This is a genomic window from Paenibacillus shirakamiensis (assembly GCF_017874255.1).
Lineage (GTDB): Bacteria > Bacillota > Bacilli > Paenibacillales > Paenibacillaceae > Fontibacillus > Fontibacillus shirakamiensis.
This window is the reverse complement of record NZ_JAGGLD010000001.1, coordinates 1,326,698-1,341,621: the sequence shown is the minus strand read 5'-3', so window position 1 is coordinate 1,341,621 and position 14,924 is coordinate 1,326,698. Positions and strand designations below refer to the sequence as shown.

Sequence of the window (14,924 nt, the reverse complement as noted above, 5' to 3'; positions counted from 1 at the left end):
TTGATGAACGAGATATTAGGTTTACGAAATATTTGATGAACAAGTGAATATCTGTTTTTATTTTAGCGAATTTCCGTACTTTTTGCAATGTATATGGAATTTGAGGGAAGGATATATTACAGAACCTTGTGGAAAGCGCGCCATGCTACGTAAGACATTAGAACAGATTATATGTAATCAACGTGAGGAGCATTCTGAAGTGAAAGACACCATTACGATTCGAGGCGCACGTCAAAATAATCTGAAGAATATCTCGCTATCGATTCCTAAATATAAATTGGTTGTTCTAACCGGTCCTTCAGGTTCAGGCAAGTCTACGCTCGCTATGGATACACTGCAACGCGAATGTCAGCGTCAATATATGGAATCGATGGGCATGATGGCAGATGGAATCACGAGGCCCAAAGTCGATTCGATTGAAGGACTATCCCCATCCATCAGCATTGGGCAACATGTTACCAATCGCAATCCACGTTCCACTGTAGGAACGGTAACGGAGCTGTATACCTTTGTCCGTTTTATTTTTTCAAGATTAGGGGAACGTACATGTCCAGCATGTAATCGGGTTATTCCTCCAAGGTTTGAACCTACCCATACGAGTGCTGGTAAAAGTTCAAGTAGATGGCAGGATGAAGACGAGGAGGTAGCTCGCCCGACCCTTCATTGTCCGCATTGTGAAGCGGAACTTATGAAGCTAACGATGCCACATTTCTCTTTTAACACACCAGAGGGAGCCTGCGAGACATGCAGTGGACTCGGGCATGTAGCAAGTATTAATGAGCTTGCTGTTTTTAATTTGGATCTCAGCTTGAGCGAAGGCGGAGTAGCCTCCCTAAATGGGGTTCATCGCGATATTCAGACCCGTATATTAGTGGCTGCTGGCAAGCATTTTGGATTCGTTCTAGACCCGGATTTACCTTTGAAAGAGTATGGTGAGATTCAGCGTGATCTATTGTATTACGGGGTAGAAAGTGAAGCCTTCAAACGGCATTTTCCGGAAGTGAAACCTGTATCAGGCACTAAGTTCGAAGGGGTTATCCCGGGACTCTGGCGTCGATATAAAGAGAAGGAAGCAGAAGGAGGGTCGGCATCTGAGAAAGAAGGTGGTTTCTTTCAGGAGCAGTTGTGCCCATCCTGCCACGGTGCTCGGCTGAAGCAAGAAGTTCGTCTTGTGCGGGTAGCTGGTATCACTATTACAGAAGTGGCAGAGGGTTCTTTAGGTGAAGTACTTGCTTGGTTGAATAAGGTGGAAGCCACGCTTCCTGAGGCAGGGCAACACCTGCTTGAACCAGTTCTTCATGACATGCCTTCTCGGTTAGAGCGAATTATGGATGTTGGACTTGGGTATCTCTCGATGAATCGTCAAACGGTCACTTTATCAGGCGGAGAGGCGCAAAGACTGCGTCTTGCTTCACTTCTTGGTTCAGGGCTAACAGGTGTTCTCTATATATTAGATGAGCCAACAACAGGACTTCATCCTAAAGATACATCAGGGCTTATTCATGTGCTTCGGCAGCTTCGAGATCTGGGGAATACCGTGCTTGTAATTGAGCATGATATCGAGATGATGCGCGCAGCGGATCATATTGTCGATATCGGTCCTGGAGCTGGACTGCACGGGGGAACCGTGGTAGGTGAAGGAAGTCTAGAAGATCTTATGCAGAGCGAACATTCAGTGACTGGGGCGTATTTGCGGCAGGAGAGTCTACCAGCTCCTATACGAACTCGCAGATCCGGTGCAGGAGATCAGATCATTATTCATGAAGCTCGCATTCGTAACATTAATATTCCCAAGGTATCTTTTCCTTTAGGTTGTCTCATTTCAGTAACAGGCGTATCAGGATCTGGAAAATCCACCTTAGTCTTTGATGTGCTGGCAGATGGCAAGAATCAGGAGCAGAAGAAACAGAAGGGCTACAAAGATATGGCGGGATTTGAGCATATAGATAACCTCGTGATCTTTGATCAGACGCCGATGGGTAGAATACAGCGTTCCAATGTAGCTACCTATACAGATGTGTTCACACATCTACGCAAACTGTACGCTGGATTACCTGAGGCGAAGACTAGAAAATTGACGACAAAACACTTTTCTTTTAACACGCCAGGTGGACGCTGTGAGACATGCCAAGGTTTGGGAGTACTGACTGTAGATATGAACTTCCTGCCTGATCTTGAAGTGAAGTGTCCGGACTGTAAGGGAAGACGATTCACAGATGAGGTTCTTGAGGTTCTATATCAAGGTCATTCGATCTCAGATGTACTGAATATGTCCATAGAAGAAAGTCTGCCAATTCTCCAGTCTGAATCCAAAATGGCTAGTATGATTGAGACACTTTGCGAAGTTGGACTTGGATATTTACAGTGGGGCCAATCCGTAAAAACCTTATCTGGTGGTGAGGGACAGCGGATCAGATTAGCCAAGGAACTTAGCAAACCTTCAAAGAACCATACTCTTTATTTGCTTGATGAACCAACTACGGGACTTCATCCGACGGACATTGATCGTCTACATGTACTCTTGGATAAGCTCGTAGATGCGGGGAATACGGTGGTGGTAGTGGAACACAGTATGGAGCTTATTCGTGAATCCGATTGGGTGATTGATATCGGTCCTGAAGGAGGTGCAGCGGGTGGAACCTTGGTGGCGGAAGGCACGCCAGAGCAAATAGCTACGGTTTCAAATTCTTATACAGGGCAGTATTTGAAAAAAATTCTTGTAGAAGGACTTTGATGGATCCTCAAGAACGCTGGGGGGTGATTTCAGCACCATTCCATATGCCACATGCCACATGATAATAAGAAGAACATAGGTATTTAGAATTCAATATTTTTAAACAGATCTATAGGGAACATGGAGGGGAACCAATCATTATGGTAAAAGCAAAAAATAATGTAGGTCTGATTATTGCAGGTCTACTGTTAGCGACACTTATGGCTTCTATGGACAATACCATTGTGTCAACTGCGATTGGTACGATTGTAGGAGATTTAGGTGGTTTTGATAAATTAATGTGGGTGACATCAGCCTACATGGTGGCCGAGATGGCTGGGATGCCGATTTTCGGTAAATTGTCTGATATGTATGGACGTAAACGATTCTTTATTTTCGGGATTATCGTATTCATGATCGGTTCTGCTCTTTGTGGAACAGCTGATACCATTATTCAATTAAGTATTTATCGGGCCATTCAAGGGATTGGTGGCGGTGCGTTAGTACCGATTGCCTTCACCATTATGTTCGATATTGTAGCTCCTGAGAAACGGGGTAAAATTGGCGGTCTCTTCGGAGCTGCATACGGGATTTCGAGTATTTTTGGTCCTTTACTTGGTGCATATATTACGGATTATATTAACTGGACATGGATTTTCTATATTAACTTGCCCGTAGGTATCATTGCATTTGGTATAATTGCCTTCTTCTATAAAGAGTCGGTTAAGCACTCTAAAGAAAAGATCGATTATCTTGGAGCTACAACTCTTGTTGCTTCAGTAGTATGTCTGATGTTCGGACTTGAACTCGGTGGCAAATCTTACGCTTGGGACTCCGCCATGATTTTAGGGCTGTTCGCTGCTTTTGTATTGCTGGCTGTGGCCTTTGTCTTCATTGAACGACGAGCCGAAGAACCGATTATTACGTTCGGTATGTTCAAGAACCGTCTGTATACAACAAGTAATATTATCGCTCTGTTTAGTGGCGCGGCATTTATTACAGCATCGGTGTACATTCCGATCTTCATTCAAGGTGTTCTAGGGGGATCTGCAACGAATTCGGGATTGGTTCTTCTTCCGATGATGGTGGGCTCGGTCGTTACGGCGGCGGGTGGTGGTTTCCTTCTGTCTAAGCTCAACTATCGTTCGATCATGATTCCAACGTTAGCGCTGCTTGTAGCAGGAATCGCCTTGCTTACCTTGTTAACTCCTGATATTTCGCGGGTTTTGGTAACGCTCTTTATGATCTTGATTGGTCTAGGGATTGGTTCATCCTTCTCCGTACTAAGTAACTCGGCTATACATGGTTTCTCAGCGAACCAACGTGGGTCTGCAAGTTCCACGCTTAGCTTTACGAGAGAACTTGGGATGACCCTAGGTATTACCGTGTTCGGTATTATTCAAAGCCATCTATTTGCTAACAAACTGACAGCGATGTTCAGTGGCGGGGGTCCAGCTCCAGCCGGTGTGGATCTAAGTGATCCGAGCAAGATTTTAACTCCAGGCACTCGTGAGAACATTCCTACGCAAGTGTTGGATAAAATTACAGATGCGTTGTCTTCTTCTCTTGTGCAGACTTTTGCATGGGCCATCATCCCTGCGGTGATTGCAATTATTGCAGCCTTTGCCATGAGCAGAGAGAAATTTGATCCTGCATCTGAATTGGAAGAATATACGGCGGCGCATTAGTACAAGACGATATGGCTGGTAACAGTTATAAAAGAGCACGGATGGCGAAATGCCATCCGTGCTCTTTTGTATATACATTTAAATTTAGCTTACTTGCTTCAAAGGTACAGACGCCGACGTAGGTCTAGTAAGAGAGTAGATGGCGCAGAGCAAGGCAATGACGACAACGATGGCACCAACCCATGGCATGCTTGCAACCGTACCCGTCTGCTCTAGAACTACACCCCCGATGGCAGATCCTAAGGAAATCCCGATTTGAAGCGCGGAGCTGTTGAAACTCTGCTGGATATCTGAGTGTTCGGGATCAATTTGAATGAGATAATTTTGCTGCGGTGGAGCAAGGCTCCAACTAAGTGCACCCCAAATGACCATAACGATAAGGAATGAGATCAAGGAGAACGTAGATAGTGGGACTAACACTAAGATCACCGCAAAGGAACTGATGACTAGAAGAATACTTTTACGTGACCCCAGACGATCTCCGAGGAATCCTCCGAGTGCGCCCCCTCCTACTGCCGAAATTCCAAAGATAAAGTAACATATGCTAATCCAGTACTGATCTAAATGCATTTGGGACACTAGAAAGGGTGTGAAATAGGCATACAGCGTATAGTGTCCTGCTAAGGTGAACAGCGTTGCTAGATGAGCACCAACTACTTTTGCATTGCCAAGGGCTTTTATTTGTACGGATAGTGGTTTGACCTTGTCAGCAGGTATTTTTTCTAGGAAGAAGTAAATGAGTACCATGGAGACTAGAGCTAGGACAGCTATTCCGAGAAAAATTACTCGCCAACCAAACGTATTGCCTACAAGAATACCTAGCGGTACACCGAGCACTAAGGATGAGCTAACGCCCATGAACACTACACCGATCGCTTTGGCACGATGCTCTGCGGCAACAACTTTTGCAGCAATGGTAAGAGACAGAACGATAATTAGCGATGTGCTTAGCGCCGTAACAATTCGTGAGAACATCATCATTGCATAATTCTGACTGAAGTAAGTAATGAGATCCCCTACAAAAAAGACGACTAAAGATGCAAGGTACAGTGATCTTCGTTCAAATCTTGCAGTTAACGTAAGAAGGATAGGGCCTGCAATAGCATAGACGAGAGCAAACACAGTGATAAGCTGTCCTGCCTTACCTATCGGTACATGGAGATCATCTGCAATTAAAGGCAGAATCCCTCCCACAATGAGTTCAACTAAGCCTACACAAATGGCAGAGGCAGCTAGGACTAGCACTTTAAGATTCAATATTCTGTCATTCCTTTCTGGAAGTAGATGTTAAAAAACCACAAAATCCTGATTACAAAATAGATTGCTCCATTTTGTAATCAGGATTTTGTGGTTCCTGGTAGAGACCCTCAAACCATATCATTGAGGTTATACATTGGACATTGATTATAAGTATACCTATTTTAATACAAGTGTACAATGTTGTTTTTAAATTAATTCACCTACACATATAAGGGTAGAAGAGAACCGCTTGCTTGTGATCCTTCTTTTATTTTGCCATAATGAACAAATAGATATTTTATTGCGAACGGGGAACTCAATTATGGAAGCTAAAATGAGCACGAAGATGAGCACCAAAATGAACACAAAAGACACGATTTATACCAAGAAATCCCGCTATATCAAGGTGTATAACCAGTTACTCGAAATGTTTGAACAAGGGGTATATCCTGAAGGAACCCGTTTACCTGCAGAAGCGGATCTATCGAAGATTATGGGTGTTAGCCGAACAACGCTTCGCCAGTCTTTAGCCCTGTTACAGGAAGATGGCTTTGTGGAAGCGAAGCATGGGTATGGGAATATCGTGCGCAAAATGGGGGATGGACATTTCATTGGACTCGAGCGAATTGGAAATCCTTTTCAAAAATGTTGTACAGCCTCGGTAGACCAGATGACGACAGTCTCTCGTCTGGAAGGATCCACATCCTATGTTAATACGGTACTTCGGCGGGAGGTTCCTGTCTATTTGGGCGTGGAGCGTAACTTTTTGAACAGCAGTACTCAGGTGGGTTTCTGTTATAGTATTATACCGAGCGATACCTTGAACAATTATAACGTTAATCTCAATGATAAGAAGAGTGTGGAGCAATACTTAGAGGAGGGAATTTACGCCTTCGCCCACAAGTCAGAGATGGAGATCAAATATATTCAGGGTACCGAGATGCTCAAACTAAGTGGATTGTTCACAGACCAAGATATTTTTGTGTTGCTTATGGAAAATATTATGGATCATCGCGGTATGATCGTCGTTCATAACAAGTATTATATTCCGCTAGAGCTGGCATCATTGCGATTGTCTTCGTTTGCTTAAGTGCATCCTCATTATTAAGGTGGGGGGCCTACTATGACATTTCATGAGATAGTAACATGAGAAATTAAACATATATACAGATCTCTGTGTGGAGTGAAGGAGATGATGATGGAAGAATATCACATGATTAATGGAGCTTGGGTGATCTTGAGGAATTACCCAGTAAGATCAACCACATCGCGTTGCACTTGATAGAGGACATAATTATGATTCCAAATTGTAGTTGTGACGATGGTCTGCTGCTGTTTTTTTTCAAAGAAATATCCATTTCCCTCATGCTGGACATAGTGCCAACCTTGAGACTGCATCCGTTGTTTTAAAATTTGAGTGGGTTCGATTGATTTCGTAAGATAATATCCGTTCGCAGATTGATGTCCTTCCATTTTAATAATCTTTTGCTCCGTAGTGTGTAGCGTATACATATACTGTAAGTTACGGAGTCCAATAGAGTTCACGATGAGGACCGCGCTTAATGCAAGCCCCCCTATAAGACTAGCAAGCGCTATTTTCCAATGCGTTCTCATTTCATAACCTCCTTCACTCTGATCTAGTTATTCCATATTTTGTAATTATAGCACAAATGAAAAATACAATACCGATTCCATCCTTTCTTGGTCTTTGTTCATTTGATGTTAGAAAAAGGCGGATTCGTTGACTCTCTCTGAACTTGGGAGTTCCCGTGTTCTTCGATCGATAAGCCAGTACATACCAATGCATAGAACTACTACTCCGCTAAAGCCTATTAAGGCCGTGCTACCAATGTATTCACCGAGTATTCCACCACACAAGGATCCTAGTGGCATAGCTATGCCACTCAAGCTGTACGATGCCGAGAAAACTCTACCTAACACATGTTCAGGGATTGCTTTTTGCAAATAGCAGATCTTTTTTATCGACCAATCTTGGTAATGCTGACATTTGGGCTGGATAAATTATGATGTTGAACACAGAGATTAAAGGGGAGAGGATTAAGACAAGGACAACATTTAACATTCCTAGATAACTTGCTAGAGGTATGATGGTAAGTAGAACGGCTTGAATAAGCTGTGTATTCATCAGCAAGAAACGAATAGAGATACGGTCAATTAGTGGTCCGCTGAAAAATTGCATGAACCTTGGAATTAACGTAAGGAATCCAGCCAAGCCTGTATAAAACGTACTTCCTCCTAGTTCGGAGACAAGCCACATGGCCGCTACAGCATATAAGGAATCCCCAATATTAGAGATCACTCTACCCATGAACATTAATTTGAAATTTCTATTCATAAAAAGATGCACAGTTTGTTATTTCCCCTCATCTTGTGTCTCGGTCGTTTTGTGTCTCGGTCGTCGAAATGATATTCACACCGATACTGAATTCTTCACGTTCTTCAGGGAGAGAAGGAGAAGAGATAGTCTTGTCTACCCATCGCTCAAGGAAATCTCTAAAATCTTGGGTGAGCTGTTGATGCTGGTCTATTAACTGTAATCATTTTAGCTTGTGTACTATTCCTTGCGTCCGTTGGATTGAATGTCTATCAACATTCACAATTAGACAAGCAATCAAATCAAGTATTAGACACAGATAGTAAGTTTAAATCTGAATTAAATAGCTTGGCAAGTTGGATTCAGGAAGATGAAATGGAATTAGCATTAGAGCACGCAGTCAAACTAGATGCGCTAAGCAATTACATTTCCTATACTAAGCAAAAAGTGGGATCTTTGAGCTATACCGCAGTAATTGTAACGCAATTAAGACAGCATATACGATTAAATATAACACTGAATAACAAAAAAGAGATTTCCAATTTAATGATGGCACTTTACAAAAATCCAACAGACGAGGATGTTACAAATAAGGTACTGCTCCTACTGCTGAAATAACTGTTAAAAATTGAGATATAGATGACTGAATAGACTTCTCTAAAAGAGAGTTCAGTCCATAATTACTTTTCCTTATTAGCTACTTGTTGAGCACGAAAAGAGATTCGTACTATGTTTAGTTTGAGTCTCTTTTCGCTATGTGTCCAATCGGCTTCACATGGAGTTTTTTTTTTAACATCAAAACCCTTTATCCAATAAATTCCTGCACCCACTCATTATTATAAAACCCAATACCAATCTGTTTATAACTCGTATTTAAAATATTCGCTTTGTGCCCCGGACTATTCATCCAATCTTTCATGACTTGGGCAGGTGTAGTCTGTCCGTTGGCAATGTTCTCTCCCGCAGAACTAAACGTGATGCCATATTCCTGCATCATATCAAAGGGAGAGCCGTGGGTCGGAGAATTGTGATCGAAGTAATGGTTGTTATACATATCCTTAGCTTTATCAAGCGCCATGGTTGAAAGGTCTTTACTTATCGTTAGAGCAGCAGCTCCGGCTTTGGACCTTTCTTGATTGACTAAAGCCAATACCTGCTGGGCAAAATCTTCGGACGAATTCGTATTGGAAGTCGGATTTTGGTTGTTATTTTGTTCCTGACTTTGATCGGTATTTTCGCTTATATTATTCTCCGGCTGGCTTTGATTAGGATCTTGAGATGTGGGGTTCTCTTCTTGCTTGTCTGGTGCTGGAGAATCGGTGCTGGCTTGATCTTTTGAAATCTGGTTGAGCAATTCGGAGAAGCTATTCGGCGTTTCTTTGATCGTAATTGAAGATTTGCCGGTGAGCGAGGTAGCAATCGATGATGTTTTTGGTACAAAATTAGAAGGAGGCGTACTGCTTAGGGCTTGGGGAGTACGGTGAAGGCTTTGGGGAGATACTTGTTGCTCAGACCCTTTTCCTTGGGTTGAACAGCCTAATACGGCAATGAATAGGGTGAGGGTTGTTGCTGTAATGCCCACTTTTCTTATGATTTTATCCAATTTTCTCATGATCTTACCGACCTTTCTGTAATGAAATTTTTTCCTGTTTAAACTGTCCTGCCCACTCTTGATTTATTCATAGTTTCTAACATATAATCAGTTGGTTATATGTTGGTATAAAGGTGTATTCGTAAGGAGCGTTAACATGGACACTGAGATAGAACGAGTAGCTGCCATTTTAAAATTGCTAGCTGATCAGACCCGGCTCACGATATTAGCGTTGCTTAGTTCTAAAAAGCTATGTGTATATGAGATCGTGGATCTACTGAAGACGAGCCAACCTAATGTCAGTCAACATATGAGAAAATTAAAAGATGCAGGATTAGTGAAAGAGGAAAAAAGAGGCCAGTGGGTGCTCTACTCCCTACATATAGAGGACAAGCCATATATAGCTGAAATTTTGAAAGTTATGCCTTCTCCGTGTATACAAATAGTAAGTGAAAGAAGGCCTCACGATGAACATGATTCCTGTGCCAGATGAGAATATGAACGAGATAGAGAACAAGGATCTGCTTGATTTCATAAATTATTACTTATGGAAAGGACCTATAGCTAAAGTAGTGGATGGAGCGGAGGAAGCTCTAGCCTTGGCTGAGCGCTGTATACCTTTTCAAGAATCCGTAAAATGGAGACAGGCACTTGGTGGAATATTCACTTCGGTGGATGAGCTATGTCATATTCCCGGAATTCAAGGGGATGACTTGAAACAGTTAGCTGTACAGATTGAAGCCTTAGATTTAACTGGACTGAGGGTATTAATGCCATTCACAACGAAGAATAACCGCGTAGATGCCTATGTGAACGGGCCGGACTGTCTCCATGTGATCTTGGATGAAATCCATAAAGCGAAAAGGTATATTCATATGTCTGTGATGTTATTTTTCAATGATCGATCAGGCAATCAAATTACCCAAGCACTTCTGGATGCACTTCATCGCGGTGTACAGGTACGGTTGATGGTGAACACTACGGTCACAGCCATTGGGTATGGTAAAAATCTTAAAAACGGTAATTTTACACGCATGTCAGAGCCGCTAAAATCAGCAGGTGCGCAAATCATGAATACTTTCGAAAGTTGTTATAGCAATAAGGAGTGGGCCGCAAAAAGAGAAGAACTTAAGGCCAAGGGCGTATCTGAAGCTAATCTAATCGTACAAGATTATATACAAAAAGAAATCACCACCGGACTTAATGTCATTAATCACCGTAAGTTCATCGTAATCGACGGGATATCTGCAATTATTGGGAGCATTAATGTAGGAGATCAATATTTATTCGATACGCCCCTTTTATTAGAAGAAGAATCTGCTGAGAACGGGATGAAGCTCGGAATTCCCAGTCGTGCAAAAGAATGGCATGATGGATGTTTTCGAATCCAAGGGGCAGCGGCACAATCGTTAAATGAAGTCTTTTCGGTTCAGTGGTCGGTATTGGACGGGGATCTGTTCGATACGAAAGATAGTTTCTATCATCCTCAGGTCGATCTGAACTTTGGGGAAGAAGAATGCACGGTATTTGCGAGTTTTCCAGGAAATCCGGTTAATTTGATCCAGCAGTATTATTTATCGCTTATCAGCTATGCCGCAAGTGATGTCATCATCGTAAATCCCTATTTGATTGACAAGGCTTTTTGGGATCGATTGAAAAGCTTAGACGAAGTGCAATCTCAGCACATTACGATTTGCAATCCGCTACGCGTGAATGACCACCCTACCAATAAATCTGCAGTACGCGGTAATATGTATGAACCTTTCCATAAGGGTGTAGCTTATTATGATTATAGCAAGACCAAACGGTTCTCTCATTGGAAGATCAATTATGATAAATATGCAGATAGTATATTTCATGGATCCTATAATATGAACGAACGAAGTGCTTGCCATGACTTCGAAGTAGGTATTCTAGTGAAAGGCAAAGCATTTGCGCAAAAAGTAAAACGAATGATAGATTATGATCTGAGTGTCTCGGAACATATCAAGGACAGTAAGGAATTCTTCAAACATCCTTCCTTGCATATAAGTACTTATTTCAATAGATTAACTAGTTATTTCACGTAAACAAAAGCATCTTAGCCACGAGGAGCTCCACTCCTGGTGGTTTTTTGTTTGAGCAGGTTTTTGTTATCGACAATAATCGATAAATTATGGTACTCATCTAAGAAATCTTAGATTTAGGGCTTGGTACTTATCTCCTATAATGAAATCAGTAAGAGGTTCACAAGAAATTTATAAAGCTGGAGGAGTCAGGAAATGAAAAAAAGAAACAAGATAAAGCTGTCGATCTGCGCGCTTACTGCACTTACGCTTCTTGTAAGCGGTTGCGGGAATTCAGATACGAAAAGTAACGGTGATTCATCGGCGAATAAGGATCAGAAAGTAAAGATTCGTATGGCTTACTGGAACAAAGAAGACAGCATGAAAACACTGCTGGATCTCATCAAAGTAAAACTGCCTAATGTAGAGCTGGATTATCAATTTATTGATAATAAGCAATATGACAACATCATTGCTACCCAGCTAGCAGCCCAGTCTGGACCAGATATTATTGCCGTAGCTCCAGCGGCCAGTGCTAAATATGCCAAGCTTGGATATTTAGATGACATTTCTTCCTTGGCTAACTTATATAGCGATGCAGGTAAGAATGTATATTCTACAGACGGCAAGTTGTATGCGATTCCAGGCATTAGTTGGTTTGAAGGCATTTTCTATAACAAAGAAATATTCTCTAAATACAATTTGAAACCCCCTACAACGTTTGAAGAAGAACTGAACATTCATGAAGTATTGACCAAGAATGGTGTGAAACCTCAAGCATTTGGGGCTAAATCTTGGGAACCGATGATGAAATCTTCTATGGGTCTTGTGATGAACGACTTCCTATCTAAGCCAGAAAACAAAGACTTTGATGTGAAGTTTGGTCAAGGACAAACCATGCTAGATGGTAACTGGAATGCTTCTTTGGATACATGGTCACAGTTGATTCAAAAAGGATACATCAACAAAGATATGCTAGGCGTAGATTACGACCAAGCCTTGGATGAGTTCGCGACAGGCAAAGCTGCGATGTGGGAATCGGGTCCTTGGGCACTAGAGACCATCAAAGCGAAGAATCCTAACATCAAAATGGACATGTTCCCGTTCTATGGCTCTGCTCCAGGAGAAGGATGGTTAATTGGGGGTCCAGGCGTAGGATTTGCCGTAAATAGTAAGTCCAAACAAAAAGAAGCTGTGATGCAAGTATTGCAACTGATCTCTACACCAGAAGGACAAAAAGCATTCTGGAATGATAATAAGGGTGGAAGCAGTTATCTGAAAGGCGTAGAATTCGAAATTCCTGCTGAATATGAAGGCGTTAAAGAGACCTTTAAGGCAGGGAATGTGTATGCACCTTGGAATAACTGGGGCAACAATGCACAATCCATCATTGAAGATTATGGTAAACATTTGCAAGAATTACTTGGCGGTCAAAGTGATGTAAGTGAAGCACTCAAGGCTACAGATAAAAAAGCAGCAAGTCTTCATAAGTAAGGCAGATCATAAGCTGGGCAGATGTCAAGCTGTGGCTTTCAGGGGATGGTTAGTCACAGCAGCTTAGCTTCAGAGGAGTGGAGAGAAATGCAAAGAAAATTAGGCAGGGAATTTCAATACTCTATCTTGATTATTCCTGCACTCATATTTTATGTACTGTTTTGCGTGTACCCGTTTCTAACGATGTTCTATTATAGTGTTACAGATTACTCTGTGGCGCAAATGACGAATCTTAGCTTTATTGGATTTGAGAATTACACCAAAGTATTTGATAACGACTTACTAATGGCGGGATTTAAGAACTCGTTACTCTATGCTATCTTGATGACTGTATTTCAGACGGCGCTCGGTATTATCCTTGCGGTGTTCCTTGACCGAAAGTTAGCGACCAAAAATATTTTGAGATCCGTATTTTTTTTACCGGCGGTATTCAGTCCACTAGTTATTGGATTCCTCTGGAACTATTTGATGTCGACGTCTGATTTTGGACTGATTAATAGAGGCCTGAATGGTTTGGGCTTAGATAAAATCAACTTTTTGGGAGATGCGAATCTCGCTTTATACTCCGTAGTTCTTACACAGCTCTGGCAATGGACAGGTTGGGCTATGGTTATCTTCCTAGCGAATTTACAAGGGATTTCCAAAGATTTGTATGAAGCGGCTGAAATAGATGGTGCATCTTCTTGGAAAAAATTTTGGAAAGTCACGCTTCCTTTGTTACAACCTTCGGTCAATGTAGTTGCTGTAACCGCTATGATTGGTGGACTTAAAGTGTTTGACATTATTATGGCTCTAACCGATGGAGGCCCGGGTAATTCAACCCAAACGATTATGACAGCATATATCAAAACGTCGTTTACTGAAGGAGCCTATAATGAAGGAGCCGCGTCGGGAGTAGTCTTCTTTGTGGTGGTCATGATTATCACTCTAGTGATGATGAAACTATTAGGTAAATGGGGGAGGAATATTCAATGATTAAACGCAGACGGGCAGGACAAATCGGTGTAGAACTGATGATGATTGTATTGGCTGCTATATTCTTTATCCCTGTATTTTATTTGTTTGTCACCACCTTTAAAACACCGGATGAAGCGACTTTACATCCTATGTCTTTGCCAGAGAACTGGAGCTTTGCTAATTACAAAGTAGCCTGGGATGTGATGCAGTTCCCACATGTTTTACTGAATACCCTTATTGTCACGGTGACGTCGGTAGGATGTATCATTATTTTCTCTTCTATGGCGGCCTATGGTCTAGCTCGTCGGAATCATGGATTCCACCGAGTACTTTTTTATCTGTTCTTAGCAGGCATGATGGTTCCGTTCCAAATGGGGCTTGTAAGTCTCTATAAATTGATTATGGGACTTGGAATTATGGACAGTTTATGGTCCGTGATTGTTGTTAATATTGGGAGTGGCTGCGTCATTGCCATCTTCTTATTCCATAGTTTTATTCATTCGGCCGTCCCGCTTGAGCTGGAAGAGGCTGCATTTATAGACGGATGTTCGGTGTGGGGTACATTTTGGAAAATTGCATTTCCCCTCTTAACCCCAGTTATTGCGACCGTAGCGATAGTGACCACACTGAATGTATGGAATGATTTCATGAATCCCTTATTATTCTTGCAATCTCGTGAGCATAATGTGATTCTGCTGGAAGTATTCCGAAATATCGGTCAGTTCTCGGTAGACTGGACCAATTTGTTCCCGATGCTTCTGTTAGGTGTATCCCCGCTTCTTATTTTCTACCTCTTTATGCAGAAATACATGATTAAAGGCGTAGCTGCTGGGGCACTTAAGGGCTAATTCAAGTCCTACTT

Annotated in this window: 13 protein-coding genes and 1 riboswitch; of the genes, 9 read left to right on the top strand and 4 right to left on the bottom strand. The window is 42.0% G+C overall.

Features of this window, described 5'->3' with window-relative positions:
* The first annotated feature begins 199 nt into the window (after positions 1–199).
* Both uvrA and J2Z69_RS06010 read left to right on the top strand, forming a co-directional pair.
* Entirely contained in the window at positions 200–2,734 is a 2,535-nt protein-coding gene (gene uvrA, locus J2Z69_RS06015) for an excinuclease ABC subunit UvrA (RefSeq protein ID WP_209860540.1), read from the top strand.
* A 140-nt stretch (positions 2,735–2,874) separates the two neighbouring features.
* Positions 2,875–4,401 carry an MDR family MFS transporter gene (locus tag J2Z69_RS06010; protein ID WP_209860053.1) on the top strand — a complete coding sequence of 509 codons (1,527 nt, stop codon included), beginning with the start codon at positions 2,875–2,877 and terminating at the stop codon, positions 4,399–4,401.
* A gap of 84 nt (positions 4,402–4,485) precedes the next feature.
* On the opposite strand, the gene J2Z69_RS06005 is transcribed toward J2Z69_RS06010, so the two are convergent.
* On the bottom strand, positions 4,486–5,658 hold the full coding sequence (locus J2Z69_RS06005; RefSeq protein ID WP_209860051.1) for an MFS transporter: 1,173 nt from the start codon (positions 5,656–5,658) through the stop codon (positions 4,486–4,488).
* Positions 5,659–5,715: 57 nt separating this feature from the next.
* Positions 5,716–5,815: riboswitch (purine riboswitch) on the bottom strand.
* A 147-nt stretch (positions 5,816–5,962) separates the two neighbouring features.
* Here J2Z69_RS06005 and J2Z69_RS06000 point away from each other — a divergent pair.
* On the top strand, positions 5,963–6,730 hold the full coding sequence (locus J2Z69_RS06000) for a winged helix-turn-helix domain-containing protein (protein WP_209860049.1): 768 nt from the start codon (positions 5,963–5,965) through the stop codon (positions 6,728–6,730).
* Between the two features lie 155 nt (positions 6,731–6,885).
* Here J2Z69_RS06000 and J2Z69_RS05995 read toward each other — a convergent pair whose 3' ends face one another.
* Together J2Z69_RS05995 and J2Z69_RS05990 are read right to left on the bottom strand one after the other, a co-directional pair.
* A complete protein-coding gene (locus J2Z69_RS05995; protein ID WP_209860047.1) occupies positions 6,886–7,254 on the bottom strand; it encodes a hypothetical protein in 369 nt (122 codons plus the stop codon).
* A gap of 331 nt (positions 7,255–7,585) precedes the next feature.
* A complete protein-coding gene (locus J2Z69_RS05990; protein WP_245338963.1) occupies positions 7,586–7,996 on the bottom strand; it encodes an MFS transporter in 411 nt (136 codons plus the stop codon).
* A 327-nt stretch (positions 7,997–8,323) separates the two neighbouring features.
* On the opposite strand from J2Z69_RS05990, the gene J2Z69_RS05985 reads away from it, so the two are divergent.
* Positions 8,324–8,593, top strand: a complete 270-nt coding sequence (locus tag J2Z69_RS05985; protein ID WP_209860043.1) for a hypothetical protein — start codon at positions 8,324–8,326, stop codon at positions 8,591–8,593.
* Positions 8,594–8,780: 187 nt separating this feature from the next.
* Here the strand turns inward: J2Z69_RS05985 and J2Z69_RS05980 are convergent, their stop codons facing one another.
* Positions 8,781–9,587, bottom strand: a complete 807-nt coding sequence (locus J2Z69_RS05980; RefSeq protein ID WP_209860041.1) for a CAP domain-containing protein — start codon at positions 9,585–9,587, stop codon at positions 8,781–8,783.
* A 136-nt stretch (positions 9,588–9,723) separates the two neighbouring features.
* Between J2Z69_RS05980 and J2Z69_RS05975 the strand changes: the two genes are divergently transcribed.
* The 5 genes from J2Z69_RS05975 to J2Z69_RS05955 all read left to right on the top strand — a co-directional run bounded on the left by J2Z69_RS05975 (position 9,724) and on the right by J2Z69_RS05955 (position 14,910).
* Positions 9,724–10,059, top strand: coding sequence for an ArsR/SmtB family transcription factor (locus tag J2Z69_RS05975; RefSeq protein WP_209860035.1), 336 nt, complete (start codon positions 9,724–9,726; stop codon positions 10,057–10,059).
* Complete coding sequence (locus J2Z69_RS05970; RefSeq protein ID WP_209860034.1) at positions 10,034–11,635, top strand: phospholipase D-like domain-containing protein; 1,602 nt, start codon at positions 10,034–10,036, stop codon at positions 11,633–11,635. Before J2Z69_RS05975 ends, J2Z69_RS05970 begins: the two co-directional genes overlap by 26 nt.
* 192 nt (positions 11,636–11,827) lie before the next feature.
* Complete coding sequence (locus J2Z69_RS05965; protein WP_209860033.1) at positions 11,828–13,105, top strand: ABC transporter substrate-binding protein; 1,278 nt, start codon at positions 11,828–11,830, stop codon at positions 13,103–13,105.
* Between the two features lie 87 nt (positions 13,106–13,192).
* Positions 13,193–14,080, top strand: a complete 888-nt coding sequence (locus J2Z69_RS05960) for a carbohydrate ABC transporter permease (protein ID WP_209860032.1) — start codon at positions 13,193–13,195, stop codon at positions 14,078–14,080.
* Complete coding sequence (locus J2Z69_RS05955; RefSeq protein ID WP_209860030.1) at positions 14,077–14,910, top strand: carbohydrate ABC transporter permease; 834 nt, start codon at positions 14,077–14,079, stop codon at positions 14,908–14,910. The genes J2Z69_RS05960 and J2Z69_RS05955 overlap by 4 nt, the downstream gene beginning before the upstream one ends.
* The last annotated feature ends 14 nt before the right edge of the window (positions 14,911–14,924 follow it).

Coding starts and splice junctions, on each gene's coding strand:
- J2Z69_RS05980 (WP_209860041.1), bottom strand. CDS start 9,587: ATGAGAAAATTGGATAAAATCATAAGAAAAGTGGGCATTACAGCAACA.
- J2Z69_RS06000 (WP_209860049.1), top strand. CDS start 5,963: ATGGAAGCTAAAATGAGCACGAAGATGAGCACCAAAATGAACACAAAA.
- J2Z69_RS05960 (WP_209860032.1), top strand. CDS start 13,193: ATGCAAAGAAAATTAGGCAGGGAATTTCAATACTCTATCTTGATTATT.
- J2Z69_RS05965 (WP_209860033.1), top strand. CDS start 11,828: ATGAAAAAAAGAAACAAGATAAAGCTGTCGATCTGCGCGCTTACTGCA.
- J2Z69_RS05975 (WP_209860035.1), top strand. CDS start 9,724: ATGGACACTGAGATAGAACGAGTAGCTGCCATTTTAAAATTGCTAGCT.
- J2Z69_RS05955 (WP_209860030.1), top strand. CDS start 14,077: ATGATTAAACGCAGACGGGCAGGACAAATCGGTGTAGAACTGATGATG.
- J2Z69_RS05990 (WP_245338963.1), bottom strand. CDS start 7,996: ATGAATAGAAATTTCAAATTAATGTTCATGGGTAGAGTGATCTCTAAT.
- J2Z69_RS05995 (WP_209860047.1), bottom strand. CDS start 7,254: ATGAGAACGCATTGGAAAATAGCGCTTGCTAGTCTTATAGGGGGGCTT.
- J2Z69_RS06010 (WP_209860053.1), top strand. CDS start 2,875: ATGGTAAAAGCAAAAAATAATGTAGGTCTGATTATTGCAGGTCTACTG.
- J2Z69_RS05970 (WP_209860034.1), top strand. CDS start 10,034: ATGAACATGATTCCTGTGCCAGATGAGAATATGAACGAGATAGAGAAC.